The following is a 25,595-nucleotide window of genomic DNA, read 5'->3' as shown; positions in this document are numbered from 1 at the left end:
GGTTGTTTTGTTCATTTCAGGTATCCTTTGGATTTCCAAAATCGTTTTGCAAATGATTCAGCAGCGTAAGGCAGCTCCCCATTCAGTAAATCCTCATTCGCTTGAATGAGCACTTTGCGTCCATGTTCCAGCAAGTGAACGGCATGCAGTAACTGAGAGCCGCCGATGTAATGAAGTTCAAGCAACAATGGATCTTCTTCCTCGTCATCCTGAGCCGAGTATTCGATCAACACACTTTCCGAGCCGTCCGCATGTTGGTGCAGGGTATAATAGTATTTCTCCACCTGCGTCTCCCCTTGAGCATCCACATACTCTCTTCCAATACGTAGCATAGCTGGCTGGGGAACACCATCAGACATCTGACCTGCTTGTCGAAATGCATAATATAACTCTCCAATCCACAGCCCGTGCCGATCATCATCATAATAATCGTCATATGGCTCCACGACAGGCAGTGCTAATAAATCGTGGATCAGTTGGTGCGAAATTAAGGAACGGGCATACTGATAATTCGATACAGACTGCAACAAGGTGCTCCATCCTTGCTCGCTTAACTGCTGAATATCAGCAGGTGAGTTCTCCGAAAATACGTTCCATTCCGAATTCTCATTGTGAAGATAACGATATGCTCCTGAGATCATCCAGACAGGTTCACCCGGTTGTACGATATGTTTATCAGGAGAGTTGGAACCTTGATCTGATGGCTCCATCTTAAGCAACAATGCACAATTGTGGTCATCCTGAAAATACAGACTACGGAAATACCCCTCCGTATGCTCATCTCCATAGACCGATACTCGGCAAAATTGCTCGTCCAACCAAAATTCATAGCTGTTCAGTAACTCATCCTCCTCTCTTACAGGTAACAAAGATGGATGAGTAAGACGCTCTATGTTCTCAGCGGTAATCCGATGATCTTCGAACCAATCCGGCGCATCTGGCTCTGATTCATCAGCATGAATGTACTTTCGGTTGATTACAGGTTGTCCTTGCTGCAGCCTCTTTAACATTTCTTCTCGCCAAGGAAACGGCTCTGTATCTTCATCAATCACACATTCAGGAACCAATAACGCCAACATGTCAAAGCCCCGCCATGGTCCGAGATCCTCCCATTCTTCAAGCTGACGCTTCACATTACGCTGTCCTTGAACCTGAATCGTATATTGATCGGTACTTACCAGCAATCCACCTTCTACATTCCCTCTCACTGTCAATTCTCCATGGTTATAATCCCCCCAGAACATATCCTCCACATAGAGATTACCTGTAATATATATTTCCTGCCCACCCACGATCATATAGGGCGTTATGAGATTCCCAAGTACAACCAGATTTGAACTGGCCGCGTCGGAACTTGTATTTCCAATATAACGATCCACTGTCAGATTTCCTTCAACTAAGATCAAAAAGGGTCCTTCATCCAACAACAGTTCACTGATATGAAGATCACCAGAATGTAACCATACTTCCTCGGCTTCAAATTCACCGTTGTGCGCTTCATTCTGAGTGTACATCCAGCTCTCCTGAGGCAACTTCGTTTTCATATCGGCAAAAGACACCTTGTGACCTATCTGATGTATGGACATGTCCTGACACTCCTCATCCATTAATATATGGATAGAATCTATCTAATCTACAGATAGGACAACTACCCATTTTCATTATACTAGAGGAAATATACACCATTCCATAACAAAAACCCTCACCCGAGTAGAATGAAGGTTGAGCTTGTGAACGACAACAGCCCCAAGTCCATTAAATACATATATGATCTAGTCCATTCTTATAACTTCCCACCCAGAATGGCATTCGCCCGTTCACGAAATTCCACCGCCGCTTGCTCAGGCGTAATTTTGCCAAACAGTAGCAGATCATACAACTCACGTAATACCGCAGTGACCTCTGGCGCACCTACGGGATCAGGCGGGTCCATCTGAGTGCTGTTATCCGCAACCCAATCGATATAATCAAACACCTGCGCCAGCTCCGGTTCAACCACCAGCTTCATCCGCTCTTTGACACTGGATGAGACGGGCACACCCCGCTCCCCTTTGAGCAGCAGATTGGCATCCAAATCATTCACAAAAAAGCTGATGAACTTGGCAGCTTCCTCCTTATGTCTGGAATTACCCGCCATGGAGAAAAACATGCCTGGCTTCAAGAACAATCCATCCTGACTGTTTGGCCCAGGCATTGGGGAGATGGTTAAGGGTTTGCCATAACGCTGAGCGGTGCTGATAAATTGGTTGGAATACCCCCAGCTAAACAAAGCCTCTCCCAGATAAAACGGGTCGTTATCAGGCTGGCCAATATCTGATGTCCAGATATCCGGTGCAAAAATAAGCTTCTTCTCTGCAAGCTGCTGCATCCTGCCAAAGTATTCAATAAATAGCCCATCATCCTCATAACCCAACCTCTTGCCATCCTCCGCGTATAGCTTGGAACCATACTGTCTCAAGTAATACGCGAAAAACTGTTCCGGCGTAAAATAGGTTCCCAGATAGATGCCTTTCCCGAGCAATTGCTCGCCCATCCGGTCAAAATCCGCCCATGTCCACGTATCCGTTGGCAATTCAATATCATTGGCCTTTAACACTTCCGGATCATAGATGCTGAGCATGGCGTTAACCCCCAAACTGAGACCATAGGTTTTTCCATTCAGGCTACCACTCTCCAGCTGTTCCTTCTCAATATCTGTCGCGTCAATCAGTCCGCTCTGCATGTACGGCGTCATATCCTCCAACAGTTGCAGCGAGCTGTACTGGGACAGATAGGAGATGTCCATCTGGATAATGTCGGGCAACGCATTGCCTGCTGCATGTGGGGCAAGTTTTCTCCAGTATTCGTTGAAACTGCTATATTCGTATTCAATGTTCACATGTGGATTCAACTTCTCATACAGGTCGATAACGGCAATCGTTGCATTGTTGCGGAACTCTCCACCCCACCAAGCGATTCGCAGCGTTATCGGCTCTTCTTCCACAATCATGCCTGGCCTTTGATCCAACTGGTTCACGCAGCCAGGAAGAGTCAGCATAAGGCAGAGCATGCCTATCATTCGCATCCATCTTCCCATAACTTCTCCTCCTTACCTGGTGATGGGGGTGGCAGCAGCACCGTTACTCTCGTTCCAAGCCCCGGCCTGCTCTCCAGCAGAACATCATATTCTTCGCCAAAAGCCAGACGTACCCGCTCCCTGATATTCAGCAGACCAATACCTGTTCCTCTGGTTTTCACTTCACCGCGCAGCACCTGTTCCACATATTCGGGTTCCATGCCGGGGCCGTGATCCTCCACGATAAGAGCCAGCTTGCCACCGGATATCTCGGCATACACTCGAATCAGACATGATCCAACCTGTGGTTCCAAACCGTATTGAATGGCATTCTCCAGTAGTGGCTGTAGGGTCAACTTGGGAATGGCACAACCCAGATAAGAAGCAGGCACATCCATACGGAAATCCAGCCGTTGCCGGAAACGGTAGGTCTGAATGGTGATGTAATGGTTGACAATCTCCAGTTCTTCGGCAATGGTAATGATATTTTGCTTGAAGCTGATGGAGGAACGCAGCAAATATCCGAGTGATAACACCATACTGGAGATTTGCTCCTGCCTGTTCTTTTTGGCGAGCCAATGGATCGAATCCAGCGCATTATACAAAAAGTGAGGATTGATCTGTGCCTGTAGCGCCTTGAACTCCGTTTCTTTAATGACCAACTGGCTTGCATAATTTTCTTTGATCAATGTATTAATATGTGTAATCATCAGTCGATACGTACGCTGTAGTAACCCCAGTTCATCCATGTGCTGGTGCGTTGGAATGGACAGATTGGCGTCTATATTCTCCAGATCCCCATACTGAACCTCCTTCATCTGACTGATGAGCTGCCTGATCGGCCTTGTCAGACTTCGTGCGAACACCATACCAAGCGCGAGAACAACCAGAATGGCGATAAGATAAACGACGATCAGTATATTTTTCAACCATATAATGCGTTCAAAAATTTCATCATAAGAGGCCATATTATAATACACCCAGTCGGTGTATGCGGATTTCTTCTGGGAAAGAAATATCTCCCTCCCATCCAGATTCTTGATCTCATATCCCCCACTGCCTGGAAGTGGATTCAGTCCGGCGGACACCGCTTCTGGAAGCTGGCGATAAGGATACACCACATCACTACCTGCTTTTAAAATAATGTCACTGTCCTGGCTATCGATGCCCGCATACTCCTCGACGAGTCGCTCGATATTAATACGCAGAAACAGTATGCCTACCGGTTCCAGGGTCATCGGTTCATAGGCTCGCACTTGACGCACCATAACCAGCATCGGGTCATCGTCATCCGGGTATAACCAGCGCACTGCACCATTGGCCTGCTCCGCAGCCGCAATCATCCGATCATATTTTTCCTGAGATACGGTTAGTGTCTCGCCATATTTATTGACTCTTCCCCTGGAATCAATCAGATGAACGGACTGCACATATCGTGCAGCCCCACTAATATGCTCCCATAGCCGATCCGTGATCTTTTTTCGTTCAATAAAGCTTGAATATGCGCTATCGTCATCCAGCAACGACTTCAAGGCTCTTTGAATCTGCGTATCGGAGATCATGTTTAATGATAACGCTTCCAACTTCTGAAGTTCAACATCCACTGTAGACGAAGAAAGGTTCAGAAGTCGGGACGACTTATCAAACAGCTGTTTGTCATACTCCGAGTACGTATAATACAAGGACCCAAACGCGAGGATGATGACAAACGCCATCATGAACATAATCATCAGAAACATTTTCATTTTGATGCTGAGTTTGCGGTAGGCTGTCATGACCAAAGCGCTCCTTTGAACCACGTGATACTACTAGGTATATCACATACAGGAAGGTTTCCCCAAAGTTTTAGCGCTCGATTTCTCACGTATTATTTAGACTGATATCGATCATACGCAGCCTGATGAACCTCAATCGCCCGGTCAATATCCATGCTCTTGATTGTTTCGGCCATCTTGTCAAATTCGGTGATCGGCTTCTGTCCGCTAATAATGGCAGTCATCGTCTCATTCAAATACGTATTCACCTGACTCATGATGGATGTACTTGTGGTCACCTCATCTGTTGACAAACGAATTGGAGGAAGCGTTAATGCTGAGCTTGCTTTCATCCATTCCGCATTTGCCGCACGCTGTCCATCGTCAAATAATAATGCATCCAGATAACGACTATCCTGATTGATTGGACCGTCCATAATGGATAAGGCATAGGAAGCCAGTGCCTGGTCATACGTTAGACCGTTCGGATTATCAATGATGGTATCTGTGAATTTGACACCTTCCCCGTCACGAACATAGCTGTCATTTTCGATACCAAAGTTGAACAGATCACTACCCTCTTCGCTATAGTTGTAGTCCATCCACTGTACAATGTATTTCAATTTGTCTTCGTCTGCGGAAGCCGTAATGGCCTCACCATAAGACAACACTTTAGCGTCCAGATTAAATGTCGCATACGAAGTTCCATCCGGAGATACAGGCCATGGTACACCCGTCACGTTAAAGTTCGGATCCGTATCTCTCATCAGATTGAAGTATTTCCCCATGCCGCTGAACACACCACCCTGATATGCGCCTGCCAGATTGCTGGTGACCTTGTAATCGAAAGCTTTACCGTCATTGGTCATGATCTCGGGATCAATCAGCCCTTCTTTGTACCACTTGGCCATGGTCTCCAAGAAATCACGGTAGCCCGGCTGAATCGGTCCGAATTCCACCTTGTCTCCATTCATCTGGAAGCCACCAATGACACCAAAGGCCGCGGCAAAATCATGAAGCTTGGTCAGGTTACCCGGTCCCCAGTTTCCGGTGAATGGTAGCTCATCTGGCTTGCCGTTGCCGTTAGGGTCCTGTTCCTTAAATGCCTTAAGCACCGTATACCACTCATCGATGTTGGTAGGTACCTTGAGATTTAATGCATCAAGCCAATCCTGGCGCATAATTAAACCAGAAGTGGCATTCAGCTTCAATGCATCCAGCTTCAGCAGCGGGAACATATAGATCGTGCCATCATCGAGTGCAATCTGTTTTTTCACATCCGGATCGGATTCAATAATCCGCTTCAAGTTCGGTGCATAACTGTCGATCAGTTCGTTCAATCGAATGATTCGACCATCCTTGATCATTTTTTCCGGTCCGCCAACGGCATCTGCCCAGTTATAATAAATGACATCCGGCAGCTCCTTCGTGGAGATCAGCAGATTGAACTGGTCACGCTGTTGTCCAAGCGGAGGATGTGTGAACTTCACTTGGATGCCTGTTAGCTTCTCCTTTTCCTTATAAGCCGCCATATCGCCAAAATTGTTCAAGGAAGCTGTCAGTTTGGCATCATTGGCGCGCCAATAGTCAATAGTAAATGGCTCACTTATAATCGGTAGCGGAATCTCGGTCAACGCCTGAACCGCAGGTTCTGTTCCTTCTGCTGGCTCTGCGTTACCTGGTTCATTATCACCTGTACAGCCCGCCAGTAAAGACATGGTAAGTAGCGATGACAACAGGATGGACCCCATTCTTTTTTTCACGTAATTCGCCTCCATAGGATACATTTTTTATTGTTTCACAGCACCGATTAGAGCGCCCTGAACAAAATAACGTTGGATGAACGGATATACCAGCATGATCGGCAGTGTGGAGATAATAATAGTCGCATATTTGATGTTCTCCCCAATGGCAAAGCCGGTATCGGCGCCAGCGCCCATGGCCTCTGTACTGCTGCTGATCAGAATATCACGCATAATAATCTGTATTGGATATAACTCCTGACTACGCAGGTAGAGCATTGGTCCGACATAATCATTCCAATGGTCAACCGCATAATACAGCATCATGACCGCCAGGATCGGTTTCGACAAAGGCAATACAATTCGGAACAAAATCAGAAAGTCATTGGCACCATCAAGCTTCGCCGATTCGATCAGACTGATCGGAATGCCCTCAAAGTTTGTTTTCATAATAAGGAAATAAAACGTGCTGATGGCACCCGGAATAATAAGCGCAAAACGGGTATCCACCATGCCCAGATTCTGAATCAGCAGAAAAGTTGGAATCATACCCCCGCCGAAGAACATCGTGAACGTAATTAATTTCATCAGCGTTTTTCTGCCCATCAGATCACCGCGTGACATCCCATATGCAGCCAGCGAAGTCATGAGCAGATTGATGGCAGTACCCACCACAACATAGAACAAGGTGTTCATATATCCCGTATAGATGCGAGTATCCTGAAATACCGACTTGTACGCTCCCAGCTGAAAACCTTCAGGAATGAGCATCAGTGAACGGGAACGCAGCATCTGATCCGGGTCGCTGATTGAAGAATTGAACACGTACAGCATCGGGTAAAAGCATAAAACCATGATCACCAAGAGCAGCAGTGTATTAAATACATCAAAAAGTCGTTCCCCTATAGACTGTTTCATCGCTTCACCTTCCGATTACCATAGACTGGTTGAGTTAAGCTTTCTGCTGATCGCGTTTGCGATAATGAGCAGCGCGAAATTAATGACGCCGTTAAATAGTCCGATGGCGGTTGAGTACGTATAGTTCCCCTCCAAAATACCGGATCGATAAACAAAGGTGGATATGACATCCGATGTCTCATAGGTCGGTGCCGTTTGCATCAGCAATATTTTCTGAAAATCCGCGTTCATGACCGCCCCCATACGCAGAATTAACATGATCACAATCGTGGGCATAATGCCCGGCAGTGTAATATGTAACAGCTGTCTCCAGCGACCTGCACCGTCGATTTTGGAAGCCTCATACAATTGAGGATCAATACCACTTAGTGCTGCCAAAAAGATAATCGAGGCCCAGCCTGCGCCCTGCCATATGTTGGACAGGATGTACATCGGACGGAACATATCTTTTTCCGCCAAAAACATAATTGGCTGCAGATCAAAAAAGTCACGAATGATGTTAAATAACCCACCGTCCAGAGATGAGAACGTTTTCAACATTCCAACCACGACGACAACCGAAATAAAATGCGGCATATAACTGATGGTCTGTACTGCACCTCTGAACCACTTCTTCCGGACTTCATTCAGCAACAGCGCTAGTAGAATCGGAGCCGGGAAACCAAACACAATACTGTAAAAACTCAAAATCAGTGTGTTCTTAATCAGTCGCCAGAAATAATAACTTTCAAAAAACATGGTGAAGTTGTCAAATCCGACCCATTCGCCTGCCAAGATTCCTTTGATCGGGTTGTAGGATTCCTGAAATGCCATCAGTAGCCCGTACATTGGCCCATAGCTGAAAATCAGATAGTAGGCTACCACAGGAACGAGCATCAGATAGACGTATCTGTTGCGGACAAGTTCCTTTTTCACCGAACTCCATTTGCCAGCTGGCTTCAAACGCCCAGGTTCAATCCCCCGGCTTCGATTCAGCTCCATCCACTCAACCTCCACTCTCGATGTTCATTCACTAACATGACACTTCTAATGATAGAAGCGAGCGCCTTTTCTTCCCATGCTCATTTCCGATAAATGGATGTTCAAAACCGAGTTCCGTCCGACAAAAAAAGACCCTGCTGCCGATGAATGGCATACAGGGCCCGATCACAGATTAGATGTAGATCGGATATAAAGATTAGCTATGTAGAAGCGACAGCAACGCTGTCTTAGGGTACTTTTTTATACTCGGAAGGGGAGAATCCCGTGTATTTCTTGAACATTTTGCTGAAATACGGCCAGTTGGCACCAAAGCCTGTCTGTTCGGCAAGCGAGGATACAGTGTAGTGCCCGTCCTGCTCCAGAAGCTCCAACGCTTTACGGATGCGGTAGCTTAACACATAGTTCGTAAATTTCTCACCGGTTTCTTTTTTGAACATTTTGCCGATGTAGTCTGGATTCATGTATATTTCCCCAGCGATGGACTGGAGTGTTAATGTCTCGTCCTTGTAGCGTTTCTCTACCAACTGTTTCACACTGCCTACCATCTGCGATTGTCTGGAGCGATGTTGGTCATAGCGGCGCAAGGTGATTTCTTTGGCGACGGCAAGCAGAAACTGTTGAAAAGAATGCAGGGTGCTGGATTCAATCATGCCTGGCAACTGGTCCATATACCTTTTCATCTCGGCAGAGCCACTGAGTCGAATCATCTCCATAAACATCTGAATAAGATAGGACTTCGTTTGGGATATATCGTATCGCAAGCTGGCAAGCAGCTGAAACATCCGGTTCAGCTCTGATCCAACTTCCTGCCAGTGTCCCGCCTTGATTGCAGTAACCATCCGCTCCGGATCGTATTCGAATTCGGAAAGAATGCGCTCTCCGGGAGAGTAAATATCCCGTTCCATAATGAGACTGCCCTCACCGAGGTAAAAGCGGTAATTGAGATAAACCAGCGTCTGCATGTACAAATGGCGTGCCTGCGATAGGTCTCCTGGCTCGCTTAGCGCTATCGTGAGATCATCATGATAATATCGGGTAAAGGTGGCGCGAATCTCATCGATATTATGGAACAACTGCGTTTCAGACAACTTGTCCTCCATAATTAGTAGCACATGCCTTCCAACCGTGGCACTTAATATTGGATTGTAAAAAATATCTTCGGCAATGTTCTTCACCGCGAACAAGTGCAAATACTCATGATCCCCCTCAATCTCTACCAGCAGCAACCGCACACGCTGATCCTGAAACTGTACATCGAATAATTCCTCGAAATACTTCCATTCCTTGACCCCGTATGTTCTGTTCGTGACTAGCTCTTTCAGAAAATATTCCTTGGCATGTGGCAGTACTCGCTCCAGATTATATTGGATCGACTGCACAAAACGCTCCTGATCGGTTAACTCTCGCTTCTCACTGACCAATTCACTGATAGCCTGTACAAGATGCTCTTCACTGCAGGGCTTGAGCAAATAGTGCTTCACACCATACTGCATGGCCGTTTTCGCATATTCGAACTCCGTAAAACCCGTGAGCATGATGAATGAGATATGCTGATACTTCTCTGCCACAGCTTCAACCAGCTGTAACCCATCCATTCCCGGCATGCGAATGTCCGAGATGATGATATCCGGGCGTTGCCGCTCGATTGAAGCGAGCGCTTCCAATCCATCTTGAGCAATGCCGATCAGTTCTGTTCCTAATCGGGACCAGTTCACCACACTGGAGATCCCGTCCGAGATCATAAATTCATCATCAACCAGCAAAACCTTGTACATCGTATGCATCCTCCTGCCTTTAACCAGTTCCATTCTATTATATGGGCATTATGCACAAATAGAGGGGAGGACATTGAATGACATGGAATTGCACCCTAACAAGTCTGATTGTTGAACATTTGTATCACGTGTGATGTTATTGGCTACAGAATCATGGTTTGTGCTGTTCCTTTGATCAAACCAAACAACCTTCACCCTGCCACAGGGTGAAGGTTTGCCGCTGCTATGCAAATGCGGGCTATATAGTTGACTTACATGCCCGGGGCGATTTATTTTTTTACTGCGTGAATGAAATGTATCGTTTCAAATGCCCTTAGATGATCGATTCGATCCTGGAAAAACTGTTCCTGAATCGCCTCGGGAGTCAGATGCTCATAAATAAGTAGCCCTGCTTCATCAAGCAAGGCCTCCATCTCCACATATGCATAGCCGGATTGCATGGGCTCACCACCCATTGCAGCCATTTTAACCATATTTTCAACCCGATTAAACATTCCTTTTTCCTCAAAAAGGTGCTCATCTGCATAATCCAGAACTATAGAGCTTCCGGTTGGCAGGTTCGCAAACACATGACGAATCACGTTAAACAGATCATTCTGGGGCAAATAATACGAAACACCCAAGAGACTAGCCAACGTCTTCCGTTTCTTCAAACCTTCAATAGTCAAGCTGTCATTCGAAAGCTCACGCGTAAAATCCATGGGTACAAAGTGAAGATTGTCCGGAATAGTCAGCTCGGCCTGATTCAGCCGCTCTTTCTTGAATTGCTGTGTAGCCGGATAATCCACTTCAATGATATCCAGCGTGTCCTCCAATTCCGGATGCCTCAAAGCAAACGTATCCATCCCGGCGCCAAGAATGACTACCTGCTTCAATCCCAACGCAACTTCATGCAAAAGTACATGCTCACAGTAAGCGGCCCGAGCCAGAGTTATTGGAGATAACTGTACCTGGGTAATCCATTTTAGAACCTTTTCCGGGTCGTCCTTGAGCTGGTGAGCCATATCCGGGTTGAAAAAATGAATGCCTCTAACCATGTTATTGCTGATATCTGAAAACTCTTGAGGAGAGATCAGCAATCTCGCCATAAAATCGTCAAAAATGAGGGGTCTGTCATGTTGGCTGTGATAGGCTCGGCCAAAAGTCGAAATCAATGATGTGATACTGGATTCATTTTGCTTCATACTTATTCCTCCCGTACAAACAAAAATAAGATTCCCCTGGCCAGGAGAATCTTATTATATACGGAATATTTTTATATGTAAATTATAGCATAAATATATTTTTTTGTCAACTGTAATTTACGGATGAGCAGACAGATTACAGTGGATTTACCGTCCACTTCAACGCGTTCTTCCTTCCGCATCCTACCCAACCCGATTATATCTATTAGGCGTCCATCCCATACTCCTTCACTTCACGATTACGGTTCAACACTGCATGCAGCACAAAACCAAGTACCGCAATCGCCGCTGTGCCTGTTGCCAGCCACGCTACAGGAATAAGTCCCTGTTTGTCATACATAACCCCCATCGCGTAGGGTCCGATAACCCGTCCAACAGCACCAATTCCACCCGATATCCCGATGTAAAAAGGGGCTGCCCTGCCCGCATGCTCGGAGATAAATGCTGGTGTTGCAGGGGAGATCAGCATCTCTCCAAACGTGGCGAGTACCATTGCAAGCACCATGCCTAGATAGCTGTACATGGTAATCATCACAATGTAGGCCATGCCATAGAATACCGCACTCGCCGTCATCTGGGCAGTGGAGGTACGGGCCATGGTCCGTTTCACCCAGCTGGTAAAAGGTTGGCCCACAAAGATCAGCACCCCGTTCAGGGTCCAGAGCAGACCGTACATTCTTTTTTCCATACCCTCAGAGATGATATACGGGGACACACCTGTGTTCCAGATGGAGTTGCCGAATAACAGGAAGAGTACGCCCAAGCTCATAAACAGATATAGTCGGGTATTACCCAGCAATGCCCAGACGCCCGGCCCATCGGGGACGGTTTTCCGTTTGGTCAGATGTACTTCCCCCTGATCCGGTTCAACCCGCGACAGATAATACCAGAAGAAAATTGCAAATCCGGCTGAGGTCACCCCGTTCAGTACAAAGCTAAGGTGATAGGAAAAGTCAGCCAGAAAACCGCTCAACGCCGTACCAATCGCCACCCCGATATTGTTCGCCACATAGATAATATTGAATAATTCACCGCGTCGCTCCGCAAACCGGAAGCCAATAAAGGCTTGAATCGCTGGTAGCGACAATGAACTGAACAGCCCAATCCAGCCCATGGCACATATAAATACGACCCAATACGCACTAATCCACGGCAACGCAAACAAACCTAACGCATTAAGCGCCAGTGAACCAATGATCAGCTTCTTCACGCCCACCCGATGGTACAACGAACCACCCAGCAATTGTCCAAAGATGCCACCCAGTGACTGAATGAGGATCACAAAACCGGCGTTGGCCATCGTTCGTCCAAGCTCATCAAACACATACATGGTGGTCAGCGGCCACATCAAGGCACTGCCTGTTGCGTTAACCAGACTTGCTAATAAAAATATTCTCACTTCTTTTGGATAGTTATCCAGCCATCTCATCATCTCTAGTTCATTCTCCTTAGTACCTCTGCACATACAAATGGCCATAAAAAATAGACCTTTGCCCTGACGGCATAAATATAACCAGCCAGAGCGAAGGTTTTATGAAGTGTTACATCAATTGCACTATAATCCTGCTCAAATTCTAGCCTTTGTTCATCTTACCTCAAAAAAATCATGCTGCAAGCACACTCATTGACGCTTCACTTCAACAGTGGCTGAGAAGAAGGTCGCCCCGTTCCCCATGTCCGACAACCGATTGGACGTCAGTGAATTCGCCCGCTGCTTCTTGCCGTCACCATCCCACCATAAGCCTTGGCTAATCACTGTTCCCGGCAGCATGGCTTCACTCACCTTGGCGGTAAGTTCAATGCGCCCACGATCATTCCATACGACCACTGCATCTCCATCCTCCAGGTTTCTACGGATGGCGTCCTCGGGGTGTATCTGCAATAGAGGCATCTTTTCCAAACGCTGATGTTTGGCTGAATTACCAAAGGTGGAGTTCAGGAAATTATGGTTTGGCGGCGACAGGAACATCAATGGATACGTATCGGCAGGTCCAGCCGGATGCTCCCCATCATATCCTTCAACCAGAGCACTATAGGTAGGGAGCGGCGGAAGCCCTCTCTGTTCCATCGTCTCGGAATACAATTCAATTTTGCCTGAAGGTGTGGGCAGCTGATCCAGATATGCAGCATATGGCGTCATATCAAGCTTCACGAATCGATGTTCCTTCAGTCCTTCCAACGTGACCCCATTCATGTAGGGGTTGCCTGTGCCCTGAAGTGCGTCCTCAATCATCTGTTCCGGTGTTTCTCCGAAGATTGCAGGATCGTACCCCATAGCCCGCCCAAGCAGTGAGAACAGTTCCACATTGCTCTTGCTCTCCCCAATCGGTGCAATCACCGGCTCTTGCAGATGAACGTACTGATGCCAATAAGAGGTGTACAGGTCCGTCGCTTCAAATGAAGATGTGGCTGGCAATACGATATCTGCATACTTCGCCGTATCCGTCATGAACAGATCATGCACAACCGTGAACAGATCCTCCCGTGCAAAACCTCGCTCCACCCGCTCGGTATCCGGTGCCACCACCAGTGGATTGCTGCAGTAAACCATCATCGCTCGGATTGGCTGCTCTGCTTCCAGCAACGCTTCACCAATCCGGTTCATGTTCACCACTCGCGGCTCGGGATTCTGCCGGAGCTCCGGACGTTCGAGCGCGTCGCTATTTGTGCTCGCGTAGCTGTTAGTGCGAACGGCACCGCCGCCTTGCTTCAGCCATTGCCCTGTAATAGCAGGCAGACATGCAACGCTACGCACGTTCATCCCCCCATTATCATGGTGCTGGAGGCCATTGCCGATGTGAATATGAGCTGCTTGTGCGTTGCCGTATAGTTCGGCCAGCTCCACAATCGTTTCCTCCGGCACGCCCGTAATGCGTGCAACACGTTCAGGGGTGTAACTGCGGACATGATCACGTAGTGCCTCATGACCTATCGTATACTTTTGCATAAACGCTTCATCCGTTAGTCCCCGTTCGAACAACACATGCATTAATCCTAGCGCCAGTGCACTGTCCGTGCCCGGATACAGCGGAATAAACCAGTCGCCCCATTGGGCCGTGCGATTGCGATGAACATCGATTACGACGATCTTGGCGCCTTTCTTGCGTGCTTTCTCAGCCAAAACGACCTGATGCATATTGGTACTGACGATATTGCCACCCCACACCAGGATGAGATCTGCATGCTCCGTATCTTCCGGCACTGTTCCCCGATTGGCGCCCATCGTATATTTCCAGCCGGTATTTCCAGCGGAGTTACAGATCGTCTGCTCCAGTACACTCGCACCAAGCGCATTGAAGAAACGCCGATCCATGCCGTCTACGCCGAGAATACCCATGTTACCGTAAAAGCTGTAGGGCAGGATGCTCTCCGGGCCGTAGGTTTCGGACAATGCAGTGAATTTGGTCGTAATCTCACGAATCGCTTCATCCCAACTGATTCGTTCAAACTTGCCTTCACCTTTGGCTCCTACACGTTTCATCGGATATTGTAGACGCTCGGGGTGATATACCCGCTCGGTCATATTTCTGACTTTATTACAAATGGCACCCTTGGTGATCGGATGATCCGGATTGCCTGCCACCTTCACAATTTTGCCGTTCTCTTTATGTAATAACAGACCACAAGTGTCCGGACAGTCGAGCGGGCACACCGCCGCAAATACACCATTCTCCTGATCGATCATCGTAAGGCTCCCCTCTTTAAAAGCTATCCCTATATCATATCTTCTTCGAGGTTATCGCGTAAAGAGAACAGTATGTTTTTGCTTCATATTCACCGCTATAGCGGCTTTAAATTATTTTCAAAAAAATGTTTTTGAGTTTGATTCAACTTCAGAATTCAGGGGTAAATTAAAAATAAGGCATTAGGCTAGTGTTTCCCCACTTCCTCCTCATGCCATATCATGGACCACTCCCGAAATTCGCCATGAACAGGTTTCGTTCCCCCGAACCTTGTCATGGCGAATTTATTTTGCGTTAAACTCCAACAAGGACCTCATACAAAAAACGATCCCGCCCTGCTCCATCACAGCATATTCGCCATGAACCGAGCAAGATCAGAATCGTCTTTACTTCTAATATACGTGTATCCATACCTCGCTGTGCCCTCTATGCTTGTTTGCTCAACATTACTCTAGCCTCCGTCTCCATAGGTTCGATCGACGTCGCCATCTCTGGTTTCACTTTTGGCTCGGCTTGGCGCAGGTACACCACCCAATAGGCTGCAGCTACAAACAGAGCTCCCCCAGTCAGATTCCCGAGCCATACTGGAATAAAATTCATGACGTATTGTCCCCATGAATAATACCCTTCGAAGATTGCTGCTGGGATGAGAAACATATTGGCAACAACGTGCTGGAATCCAATGGCCACAAATGCCATCGTTGGAAACCAAATGCCCAGTACCTTGCCACTCATCGTATCTGATGCATAAGATAGCCACACCGCCAGCGCAACCAGCCAGTTACAGCCGATGCCGGAGATAAAAGCTTGCAAGAAGCCGTCATGCAGCTTATGCCCAGCCATATCCACCACTTTCGCCAGATAAACACCCTCTCCGGTCAGACCGAGCACATGTCCAAATGCGTATGCCACAAACAAAGCTCCAACAAAGTTACCAATCGTCACTAAGGTTAGATTTTTCAACATGCTACCTGCGGATAATTTCCGTGCAATCGTCGCGAGTGGAACAGCCATCATATTTCCCGTCAGCAACTCGCCACCACCGATGAGTACCATGATTAATCCCACCGGGAACACCGCTGCTCCAATCAAATTAACCAGACTCCCCCACTCTGCCGGAGCAGATGCAATCACCCGGATATCCAGTAGAAAACCCAGCGCAATAAAAGCCCCTGCCAGAAAACTGAGCACCAGTACAGAAGACACCGGATATTGAGCTTTCTTCATACCTGTTTGCGCCGTATATTGTGCAACCTCAAGAGGTGTTTTTGCTGCCATATCACTCATCCTCTCCTTCATTGTTCATCATTGGATAAAACCACCTGAAATTCATTAGTTTTGCGTTGAATGCCACATCCTAATTGTATCTCGGTCCTACACAAAACTTTGTGCAAATTATCACAATGTTGTTTACAAAGAAGATTTTAAAATTATGGTTTTCAGGCAAATACGATTGCTATAGAAACTTATACATATGAAGGAAATTGCTCAGAATTTGTTCAGAATCAATTTATATAATAGGCACACATATCGAATTTACATCTGTTGGGCAGGGTCGGATTTGGGTCAAAAACAGTTCCATGTTGTGTATGTCATCAAAATGATGTTCTGTAGGTCATTTCATAGCATATCTACGGACAAATAGGAGGTTCAAACATGTTCAAACACTCTTTACGCTGGAGAACAATTATGATGTATGTTTTGATATTCACTCTGGTTCTCCCCAATGTCCTTCTTCCCCAAGCTCATGCTTCCACTAACGGAAATGTGAATATATTGTCCGCAGTCAATAACAACGTCGATCGTAATCTGGTAAACGTTGTTTATGCTAACGGGAAATACACCGCAGTAGGTGAAAAAGGACGTATTGTTCAGTCCATAGATGGATTAAACTGGGCTGTAGTGAATACAGGAGTTTCTAACGAAAAAACATCATGGAGAAGCCTCGTGTATGCAAACCATGTATATGTCGCAGTCGGGGTGGAATCTACTCCTAATAAAGCAAGATTGATCGTTTCGTCTGATGGAGAAACATGGGTCGACAAATCATCAGGAATTAATGGAGACATTTTGCAAAAAGTCGTTTATACAAACGGCAATTTTTACGCTGTTGGTGGAAAATGGCATGCCAGTGACCGCGCGCAAGATGTAGGCATTATTTATTCATCTTCGGATGGGGTGACATGGACGTTATCGAGTACTGTACCAAAAATTTGGCCATCCAATGGTACTTCAAGCTCACCCTTTCATTTGACAGATATGGCCTATATATCAGGTAGATACGTTGTCGGAGGTAATGTATTTTCTGGATACGCTTATTCAAGTAACGGAAGTAGCTGGACGAATGTTTTTTTGAATGGCACTTCCTCCTTGGAACGATTCTCGATCTATAATGGGAAGCTTTATCTTATTAAAAATTCAACGATTGGCTACTCCAGCAGTGACGGAATAACGTTTGCACCTGATGCCTCTTATAACAATGCAATGAGTACTGTCAAAGCCGGATCAACACTCTACCGTTTTGGTCAGGCAGGCAAACTGGACTCATCCACGGATAACGGCGTCAATTGGACTTCAGAGCCTACGGTAACCAATATGACCATCCAATCTGCAGCTTCGAATGGAACGGGTATGGTCCTTGTCACCTCGGCTCCTAATAGTCTTGTCGTTACTGCGGACAAATCCGAGTGGAAAAAAACCGCGGCGAATCTGCAGGGTATCGCTTATAACGGCAGCACATGGGTGGTTGTCGGTGATTCATTATATGGCAGTGATACAACAGATAGCCTTATATTGAATTCCAACAGCGACTGGGAGCATCTAAGTACAAATAGCCAGTTGCTTCCTAAAGAGGCTTTTTCCAAAGTTGCATACGGCCATAACACTTTTGTCGCCATGGGTAAAAAAATTGGGGTATCCTCCGATGGCGAACATTGGACACTCAGCAATCTTCCCGCTGGTGTAACCGGCAGAGTAGTAGCGCTGACCTATGGTGCAAGTGGAGGTTTTGTTGCAGTAACGGGTACAGGCGATACGCTCAACTCCGTTGACGGATTATCTTGGACGAAAGGTGATAACCTGGGGAGCACGTATGGCATTAATGTGACATTTATAAATGGAGAATATTGGGCTTTTGGTGAGAGTGGAGTTTGGCAGGCGGGTGCAGGCGGATTGGAATGGGAGCCTGTAACTTCACTTAATGATTATGACGATCCAAACTATTACATGTTTAGTGATATTACCTACGCTAATGGGAAATATGTGGTCACCGGCTCAGATGAATTTGGTAAACCATTTGTCTTGGAAACGCCCGGGGGTTTGAATAATAGCTCAACATGGACCAAACATAACATCGATAATGTCAACGTAGTCGATTTAAAATCAATCGTATACGGAGAAGGCACCTATGTAGCAGCAGGTGTTTTGTATGACGAAAACTATAACGAATACTATATGATGTATTCTTCCTCGGATCTGATCAATTGGACGGCGTACGATGAGAACACACTAGGCATAGTCGGAAAAGGTTTAAACACCGTTTATTATCATGACGGAAAGTTCTATATTGCAGGTAACGACAATGCACGGATTGTATTAGGGAGTGCTACAATGGGCAGCAATAATGCTGGTCTGACAACTGTACTTGGACAGACTGACAGTGCTCCAGGAGGCGGAGATGGAACGACATCTGGGACAGCGGTTAACTGGGCAGTTAACGTGCCTAACACAACCTCAACACTGGGATTAGCCAATCTTGTACTGGCAGACAATCAGGCCAAGATGGAGTTGTTCAGCAACAGTGACTATTCCACTGGTGCAGTTACAGGAAACTCAACGATCCCGCTCACAGCAGGTGGAGCTATCACTGCATATATTAAAGTGACGGCAGCCGACAATACGACCGTACAATACTATGCAGTAACAGTAAACCGCACAGCTACACTAGAAACGACACCAGCCGCTGTCATCAGCTATGTAGATGAAAAGCTGACAGGACTCGTCCCTAATGCTGCATACTCCATTAATGGAGCGAATGCTGTAGCAGATGGTTTAGGACATATTACTATCGACAACAGTTGGATCGGAACCACGTTGTCCATCGTGAAGAAAGGCAATGGCACCTCAACTACAGATAGCTCAGCTCAAACCTTGGTCATCCCATCTCGTCCTGCAACTCCAACTGGCATTAGTAAGACGGATGAAACATCGAACGGTGCCCATGATGGAACGATCACGAATGTAACCGATCAGATGGAATACAAAAAAGACATCAATGGTTCATGGACAGCTATCGATGACACTTCAGTTACAGGACTCGCACCAAGTACGTACTATATTCGTACAAAAGCAACCTCCTCTGCATTTGCATCACTGGAAACGCCAGTGACCATTGGTTCGGCATCTGCTACACCAGAAGCAACACCAGCCGCTGTAATTAACTATGTGGACGAGCAATTGACTGGGCTCGTGCCTAATGCAGCATACTCGATCAACGGAGCGAATGTTGTTACAGATGGTTCAGGATATATCACCATAGATAACAGTTGGATCGGAACTACTTTGTCCATTGTGAGAACAGGTAACGGCATCACAACAACGGACAGTTCAGCTCAAACATTGATCATTCCATCTCGTCCTGCGACTCCTTTCGGAATCGGCAAGACCGATGAAACCTTTGATGGAGCGAATGATGGAACGATCACAAATGTCACAGATCAGATGGAGTACAAACAAGACGTCAACGGTTCATGGACAGCTATTGATAACACTACGATTACAGCTCTCACACCAGATCGATACTATGTGCGTATCAAAGCAACCTTTTCTGCATTTGCATCGGCCGAAGCACCCGTGACCATTGGTTCGGCGTCTGCTACACCGGAAACGACACCGGAGGCTGTCATCAGCTATGCAGATGAGCAACTGACAGGACTCGTGCCTAACGCTCCATATTCCATCAACGGAGCAAGTGCTGTTACAGATGGTTCAGGTCAGATTACGATCGACAACAACTGGATCGGAACCACATTGTCTATCGTGAAAACAGGCAATGGCACCACGACTACAGATAGCTCAGTTCAAACACTCGTCATTCCATCGCGCCCTGCGGCTCCAACAGAAGTCGGCAAGACCGATGAAACATCAAACGGCGCTCATGATGGAACCCTTACGAATGTAACTGATCAAATGGAATACAAAAAAGACATCAACGGCGCATGGACAACTATCTATGACACAACAGTTACAGGATTGGAGCCAAGTACGTATTATGTTCGTACAAAAGCAACCTCCTCTACGTTTGCATCATCAGAAACACCAGTGACTGTAGGTTCCAGTGCATCGGTCCCTGCTGCACCGAATGTCACTGCGGATGACCAGAACAACACCATTATCGGTTTGGACACTACCATGGAATATCAAATCGACAATGGAGCCTTTGTCCACTTTAACGACTCTAATACACCGGATCTCAGTGGTGAACACACAGTTAAGGTGCGTGTGGCTGCGAGTGGTTCAGTTCCAGCCGGGACGGAGAAAACACTTCACTTCACAGCGAATCTTGCAACCGACCTGATCGTGGTCGCTGTTGATCCTAGCGGGTCAACAAATGACGGAAAAACACTCATTACAGTAACCCCTGCAATTCAGGCTATTGGACATCGTTTCGTTTATAAAAACTTCGGTACCGGAAATATCAACGTGCCAGCTATTGGTGATGTAGCTACAGACTACGAAAACTGGCCGAACAATGGTCTAATCAACGCAGCAAACGGAGATAAAATCGCTGTTGCCGAAGTAGATGCCGAAGGCAAGATTGTAAAATCCGGATGGACTTCATCTGTAGTAACGAATGAGCCTGCACCAGGGACCAATAATCCCGATGTTCCCGTCGTCTCTCCGCCCTCAGGGGGAAACAACACGACGAATCCGACTACCAATAACGGTAACAATAGTAATACCAATGCAAGTGACGAAGATGTCATCATTATCGTCAACGGCAAAACTGAAAATGCAGGGAAGATGAAAACAACAGAAGCCAATGGTGTTAAAACCACGGTACTTATCGTTGATCCGGTGAAGTTACAAGCGAAACTGGATGCCGAAGGCCCTCGGGCAATCGTCACCATTCCGGTTAAATCATCCTCCAATGTCATCGTTGGCGAGTTGAACGGCCAGTCGGTGAAAAACATGGAACGTCTGTCTGCAACACTGGTTCTCCAGACAGATCAGGCGAGTTATACGCTCCCTGCTTCAGAAATTAACATTGATGCTCTTGCCGAAAGTCTCGGCAACGGTCTGAACCTGGAAGATATCGTGGTTCGTATTACGATAGCCAAATCTTCCGATACCATGAATCAGGTTGCAGTGAATGCAGCAGCTCAAGGTGATTTTACACTCGTTGCCTCACCTGTTGACTTCACGGTAACTGGACAGTACAACGGCCAAACGACTGAAATTACGAAGTTCAACGCATACGTTGAACGCAGAATTGCATTGTCTCCCGAGATCGATCCGAATAAGATTACAACCGGTATTGTTGTAGAGCCTGACGGTACAGTGCGACATGTACCAACCAAGGTTGTTGTGGATCAGGGAACATTTTATGCGGAGATTAACAGTTTGACGAATAGCACGTATGGAATTGTATGGAACCCGCTAACATTTGCGGATGTAGAGAAACACTGGGCGAAAGATGCGGTAAACGAGATGGGTTCCCGGATGGTCATCCAGGGCGTTAACGATACGACCTTCAACCCGAACAAAGCGATTACACGAGCTGAATTCGCAGCTATCATCGTCCGTGGATTGGGTCTCAAGCTGGGGGAAGGTACACAACCATTCCGGGATGTCACTACGAATGATTGGTATTCCAGCGCGGTTCAGACTGCGGCTTCCTACGAACTGATTAATGGGTTTGAGGATGGTACGTTCCGTCCGAATGACACGATTACACGGGAACAGGCCATGACGTTAATCGCGAGAGCGATGAAGTTGACAGGTCTTGCAGACCAATACGCTACTCTGGATGCTAACGAGATTCTCTCTACATTTAAGGATAGCGCTAATGCCGGCAACTGGGCGAAGGATAACATCGCACTGACAGCCAAAGCAGGCCTCATCAGTGGACGTAGTGATGGTAATCTTGCGGCAAAAGCCAATGTTACACGTGCAGAAGTAGCGACTCTGATTCAGCGTCTATTGAGCAAATCCGATCTAATCTAAAGATTATGAGTTTGCTCGAAGATCGGCCCACTTCATAAGAGTGGGCCGGTCTTATTTATTTTGACAACTTATGTGATATGTAAATTCATGTACTCTAGCTGTGATACAACCAGCAGCAATACACACACAAAAGAAGAAGACTGACGATATACTCGCCAGTCTTCTTCGCGTCTTTATACTCATCTATTATGATTCATTCATTCTGCTTCCTTACACCATTGCTGGTGCTTTTACTTCAATTGGAGGCAGTGCTTGCAGACCCGCCGTGTTCAGGAAGTTCCATGGTTTGTTGTAATGTGGCTGGAAGAAGAAGTCGATGAAGGCCAGCTCATCTACGGTCATGTTGTTTTGGATGCAGACCGAGATCGTATTAATCGATTGGGTCAGATCAACCTGAGACATCACCTGTGCTCCGACGATCCGACGAGTTGCCTGCTCATATACCACTTTAAGCAACAGTTTCTCAGCCGTTGGCATGAACTCCGGACGGTAGCTGTCTTCCAGTACAACAGCTTCCACAATCAGACCTTCTTCAGCAGCAGACATTTCCGTCATGCCTGTACCCGCGATATTTTGCTCATAAATTTTGATACCCGATGTTCCTTGCGTACCCATATACGGTGTCGTAGGACGTACCAGGTTGCGAGCTACCAGTGTACCCATCCGCACGGCGTTAGTCGCCAGTGGAATGTATGCTGCTTTGCCTGTCGGGTTGTAATGAATAGCACAGCTGTCACCCGCAGCGAAAACATCTTTTTGACTGGTTTGCATATATTTATCCACGACGATTGCACCGTTCGGCAGCATATCCACTTGACCTTTGAGTAATTCGGTATTTGGACGGAAACCAATGCACAGAATAACCAGATCGGTTTCAAACTCCCCTTTGGACGTGATTACCTTAGTCACTTTGCCATTCTCTCCAGTAAATTTCTGTACCGTTTGACCGAGAGCCAACTTGATGCCGCGTCCAGTCAACGTTTCTTCGATTGCATCCGTGAATTCAGGGTCCAGGTATTTGTTCAAAATCCGGTCCACACTGTCGATCAGGGTAACTTCCTTGCCGTTCATCTGGAACGCCTCAACCAGTTCAACGCCGATATATCCTGCACCCACAACGGTAACGCGTTTGGCATCTTTGGCTTTTTCAATAATCGTGTTGGAGTGATTGTAGTTTTTGCAAAGTAAAATGTTATCCATCTCAATGCCTTCAAGCTTCGGAACGACAGGCCATGAACCCGTTGTCACGATCAGTTTGTCAAACGTATCTTCAAATTCTTCCCCAGTTTGCAGGTTTTTAGCCTGAAGGGTATGACCCTTGGCATCAACTGCTGTTACTTCATGAAGCATCTTGGTCACTACACCGAGATCTGCCAGTTGATTAGGCGAAGAATAGAACAAACCGTCAGGGTCTTTCACAACTCCACCTACGTAGAGCGCAATGCCACAAGATAGGAAGGAGATATTATCATTGCGCTCATACACCGTGATGGTAGCATCCGGGTACAATTTGGCGGTGTTTACGATGGCTGCGGTCCCTGCGTGTGTACATCCGATAACTGCGATTTTCATTAAAAGTTCCTCCTCGAAATATATAAATGAGTTTGAATATAAGGTTATTGTAGTTGTGAAATATTTCACTTCTTAATCGATACTGTGTATGTGATTTATTTCACTTTATACACTCATTATAATGTGATCTTTTTCACATTGCAATAGGTTGAGCAAAAAAAGTTTGTCGAAAGAGGTGTTTTCCCTGTATTCAAGCCTTTCTTCCCTTCGTTTTATTGATTTCATTTTCCCCGGATTCGAGTCGATTTATGCTATGCAAAGGCTTACGCGTTCCCTGTATGGACGCTTGTAGGTAGAACCTTCTTCTCCATTCACGTTTTACTTGTACAAAAATTAAATGGCTTCAATTTTCAATACAGGGTTGATTTTTAAATCGGTAAGCGCTTACAATAATAAAAAATCCTTACAGAGCTGATGTTATTGTGTCTGGAACAGTTATTTCTCAAGAAGTAAAAAAAGACTTTGAAGGATTCCCTGTCACAAATACTACCATTCGGGTTCAAACTGTTTATAAAGGAGAACCTGATGAAACAGTAACAATACGGGTTAAGGGTGGGGAAACAGATAATATGATTTACACCTTCAATGAAGAAGCCTCTCCTACATTTAAAATTGGAGAAGAAGCCATTGTATTTCTTACTGGCAATAAAGGATCGAGACCGGATAAGAACGATTTCGGCTATTATTTAGTAGGACAAGCTCAAGGAAAGTTTGATTCAACTTTACAAAACTAAAAAAAAACGTCTAATATATATCGGTGGGGCCATTTTAATGATTTTTGCTCTACCTAAATACAAATCATTGCGATTTAAAGAAAACTGGCGTATTTATGTAATTTCATCTTTGTTTAATATTATTTTATATTATGGTCTTCAGACGGTTGGTTTAAATTATATGCCTGCTGGATTATTTTCAGCTGTTGTATTTCTCCAACCTGTCCTTTTAGGACTATTTTCATGGATTTGGTTGGGTGAGACGATGTATGGCCTAAAGATTATAGGTTTAATCTTAGGTTCTATTGGTGTGTTTACATTGAGTGCAACTAGTTTTAACGGAAACGAATCATCGGTCTCGGGTGTGATTTTAGCGCTATGCACCGCTCTTTTCTGGAGTTTTGGAGTTGTGTATACGAAAAAAACAATGAAAGAGTAGATGCAACTTGGGCAACAGCACTCCAACTGCTCATTGGTGGGGTGATTTTAACGGGAACAGGATCAGTATCTGAGAATTGGAATGATGTTGTTTGGAATGCACCCTTCATTTCCTATTTACTTATTATAGGGATATTTGTGATTGCAATTGGTTGGTTAATTTATTTCACACTTATTGGTTCTGGAGAAGTAAGTAAGGTAGGTTCTTATACATTCTTAATACCAGTTGTCTCTATAGTGATAAGTGCGCTATTTTCACATGAAAATATAACTATAAATTTATTAGTGGGACTACTGTTAATTGTAATAAGTATATTGCTAGTTAATATAAACCAAAAATCAATTCAGAAAAGTCGAACGTAAGATTAAGCTGACTATAATGGGCTAAACAATAATCTTATCTTCGTTCAACTAACTAATACAACTAAGAAAGCAGCTGACACAATGTGATCGGCTGCTTTTGTGCAACTAACGGGCAAGTTAGTGGAAAAAGAGAAAACGCATGTATTCTAATATGACGATTTATAAATATCTCAGGTTTGATGTAAACATTAGA

The 25,595-nt window shown here is 45.9% G+C and carries 14 protein-coding genes and 1 pseudogene; 3 read left to right on the top strand and 12 right to left on the bottom strand.

All coding sequences use genetic code 11. The features are described from left to right. Positions 1-11: 11 nt before the first annotated feature. The 11 genes from PAEAM_RS17030 to PAEAM_RS16980 all read right to left on the bottom strand — a co-directional run bounded on the left by PAEAM_RS17030 (position 12) and on the right by PAEAM_RS16980 (position 16,370). A complete protein-coding gene (locus tag PAEAM_RS17030; RefSeq protein ID WP_100528354.1) occupies positions 12-1,586 on the bottom strand; it encodes a hypothetical protein in 1,575 nt (524 codons plus the stop codon). Positions 1,587-1,783: 197 nt separating this feature from the next. After that, positions 1,784-3,076: an ABC transporter substrate-binding protein gene (locus PAEAM_RS17025; RefSeq protein WP_100528353.1), complete on the bottom strand. Its 1,293-nt coding sequence runs from the start codon at positions 3,074-3,076 to the stop codon at positions 1,784-1,786. Beyond that, positions 3,055-4,830, bottom strand: a complete 1,776-nt coding sequence (locus tag PAEAM_RS17020) for a sensor histidine kinase (RefSeq protein ID WP_100528352.1) — start codon at positions 4,828-4,830, stop codon at positions 3,055-3,057. The genes PAEAM_RS17025 and PAEAM_RS17020 overlap by 22 nt, the downstream gene beginning before the upstream one ends. Positions 4,831-4,922: 92 nt before the next feature. Then, complete coding sequence (locus PAEAM_RS17015; protein WP_100528351.1) at positions 4,923-6,572, bottom strand: type 2 periplasmic-binding domain-containing protein; 1,650 nt, start codon at positions 6,570-6,572, stop codon at positions 4,923-4,925. A gap of 27 nt (positions 6,573-6,599) precedes the next feature. Beyond that, complete coding sequence (locus PAEAM_RS17010) at positions 6,600-7,469, bottom strand: carbohydrate ABC transporter permease (protein ID WP_100528350.1); 870 nt, start codon at positions 7,467-7,469, stop codon at positions 6,600-6,602. Positions 7,470-7,484: 15 nt separating this feature from the next. Further along, a complete protein-coding gene (locus PAEAM_RS17005) occupies positions 7,485-8,345 on the bottom strand; it encodes an ABC transporter permease (RefSeq protein WP_481856115.1) in 861 nt (286 codons plus the stop codon). Positions 8,346-8,677: 332 nt separating this feature from the next. Further along, positions 8,678-10,225 carry a response regulator gene (locus PAEAM_RS17000; protein WP_100528348.1) on the bottom strand — a complete coding sequence of 516 codons (1,548 nt, stop codon included), beginning with the start codon at positions 10,223-10,225 and terminating at the stop codon, positions 8,678-8,680. Positions 10,226-10,494: 269 nt separating this feature from the next. Next, on the bottom strand, positions 10,495-11,409 hold the full coding sequence (locus PAEAM_RS16995) for a class I SAM-dependent methyltransferase (RefSeq protein ID WP_100528347.1): 915 nt from the start codon (positions 11,407-11,409) through the stop codon (positions 10,495-10,497). Between the two features lie 205 nt (positions 11,410-11,614). Continuing rightward, a complete protein-coding gene (locus tag PAEAM_RS16990; protein ID WP_100528506.1) occupies positions 11,615-12,838 on the bottom strand; it encodes an MFS transporter in 1,224 nt (407 codons plus the stop codon). Positions 12,839-13,030: 192 nt separating this feature from the next. Then, a complete protein-coding gene (locus PAEAM_RS16985) occupies positions 13,031-15,094 on the bottom strand; it encodes a molybdopterin-containing oxidoreductase family protein (RefSeq protein WP_100528346.1) in 2,064 nt (687 codons plus the stop codon). Between the two features lie 424 nt (positions 15,095-15,518). Further along, positions 15,519-16,370, bottom strand: coding sequence for a formate/nitrite transporter family protein (locus PAEAM_RS16980; RefSeq protein ID WP_100528345.1), 852 nt, complete (start codon positions 16,368-16,370; stop codon positions 15,519-15,521). A gap of 378 nt (positions 16,371-16,748) precedes the next feature. On the opposite strand from PAEAM_RS16980, the gene PAEAM_RS16975 reads away from it, so the two are divergent. After that, the gene (locus tag PAEAM_RS16975) at positions 16,749-22,316 is read left to right on the top strand and encodes an S-layer homology domain-containing protein (protein ID WP_100528344.1); all 5,568 of its coding nucleotides are present in this window, start codon (positions 16,749-16,751) and stop codon (positions 22,314-22,316) included. 210 nt (positions 22,317-22,526) lie between these two features. On the opposite strand, the gene PAEAM_RS16970 is transcribed toward PAEAM_RS16975, so the two are convergent. Next, the gene (locus PAEAM_RS16970; protein WP_100528343.1) at positions 22,527-23,888 is read right to left on the bottom strand and encodes an FAD-dependent oxidoreductase; all 1,362 of its coding nucleotides are present in this window, start codon (positions 23,886-23,888) and stop codon (positions 22,527-22,529) included. 422 nt (positions 23,889-24,310) lie between these two features. On the opposite strand from PAEAM_RS16970, the gene PAEAM_RS16965 reads away from it, so the two are divergent. Beyond that, entirely contained in the window at positions 24,311-24,622 is a 312-nt protein-coding gene (locus tag PAEAM_RS16965; protein WP_100528342.1) for a hypothetical protein, read from the top strand. 19 nt (positions 24,623-24,641) lie between these two features. Next, a pseudogene (locus PAEAM_RS16960) lies at positions 24,642-25,402 on the top strand (DMT family transporter); the annotation flags it as partial. Between the last annotated feature and the right edge of the window lie 193 nt (positions 25,403-25,595).

It is taken from the genome of Paenibacillus sp. GM1FR, assembly GCF_002803315.1.
In the GTDB taxonomy this organism is placed as follows: domain Bacteria; phylum Bacillota; class Bacilli; order Paenibacillales; family Paenibacillaceae; genus Paenibacillus; species Paenibacillus amylolyticus.
The sequence above is the reverse complement of the archived record's forward strand: the minus strand, read 5'-3'. Positions and strand labels throughout refer to the sequence as shown.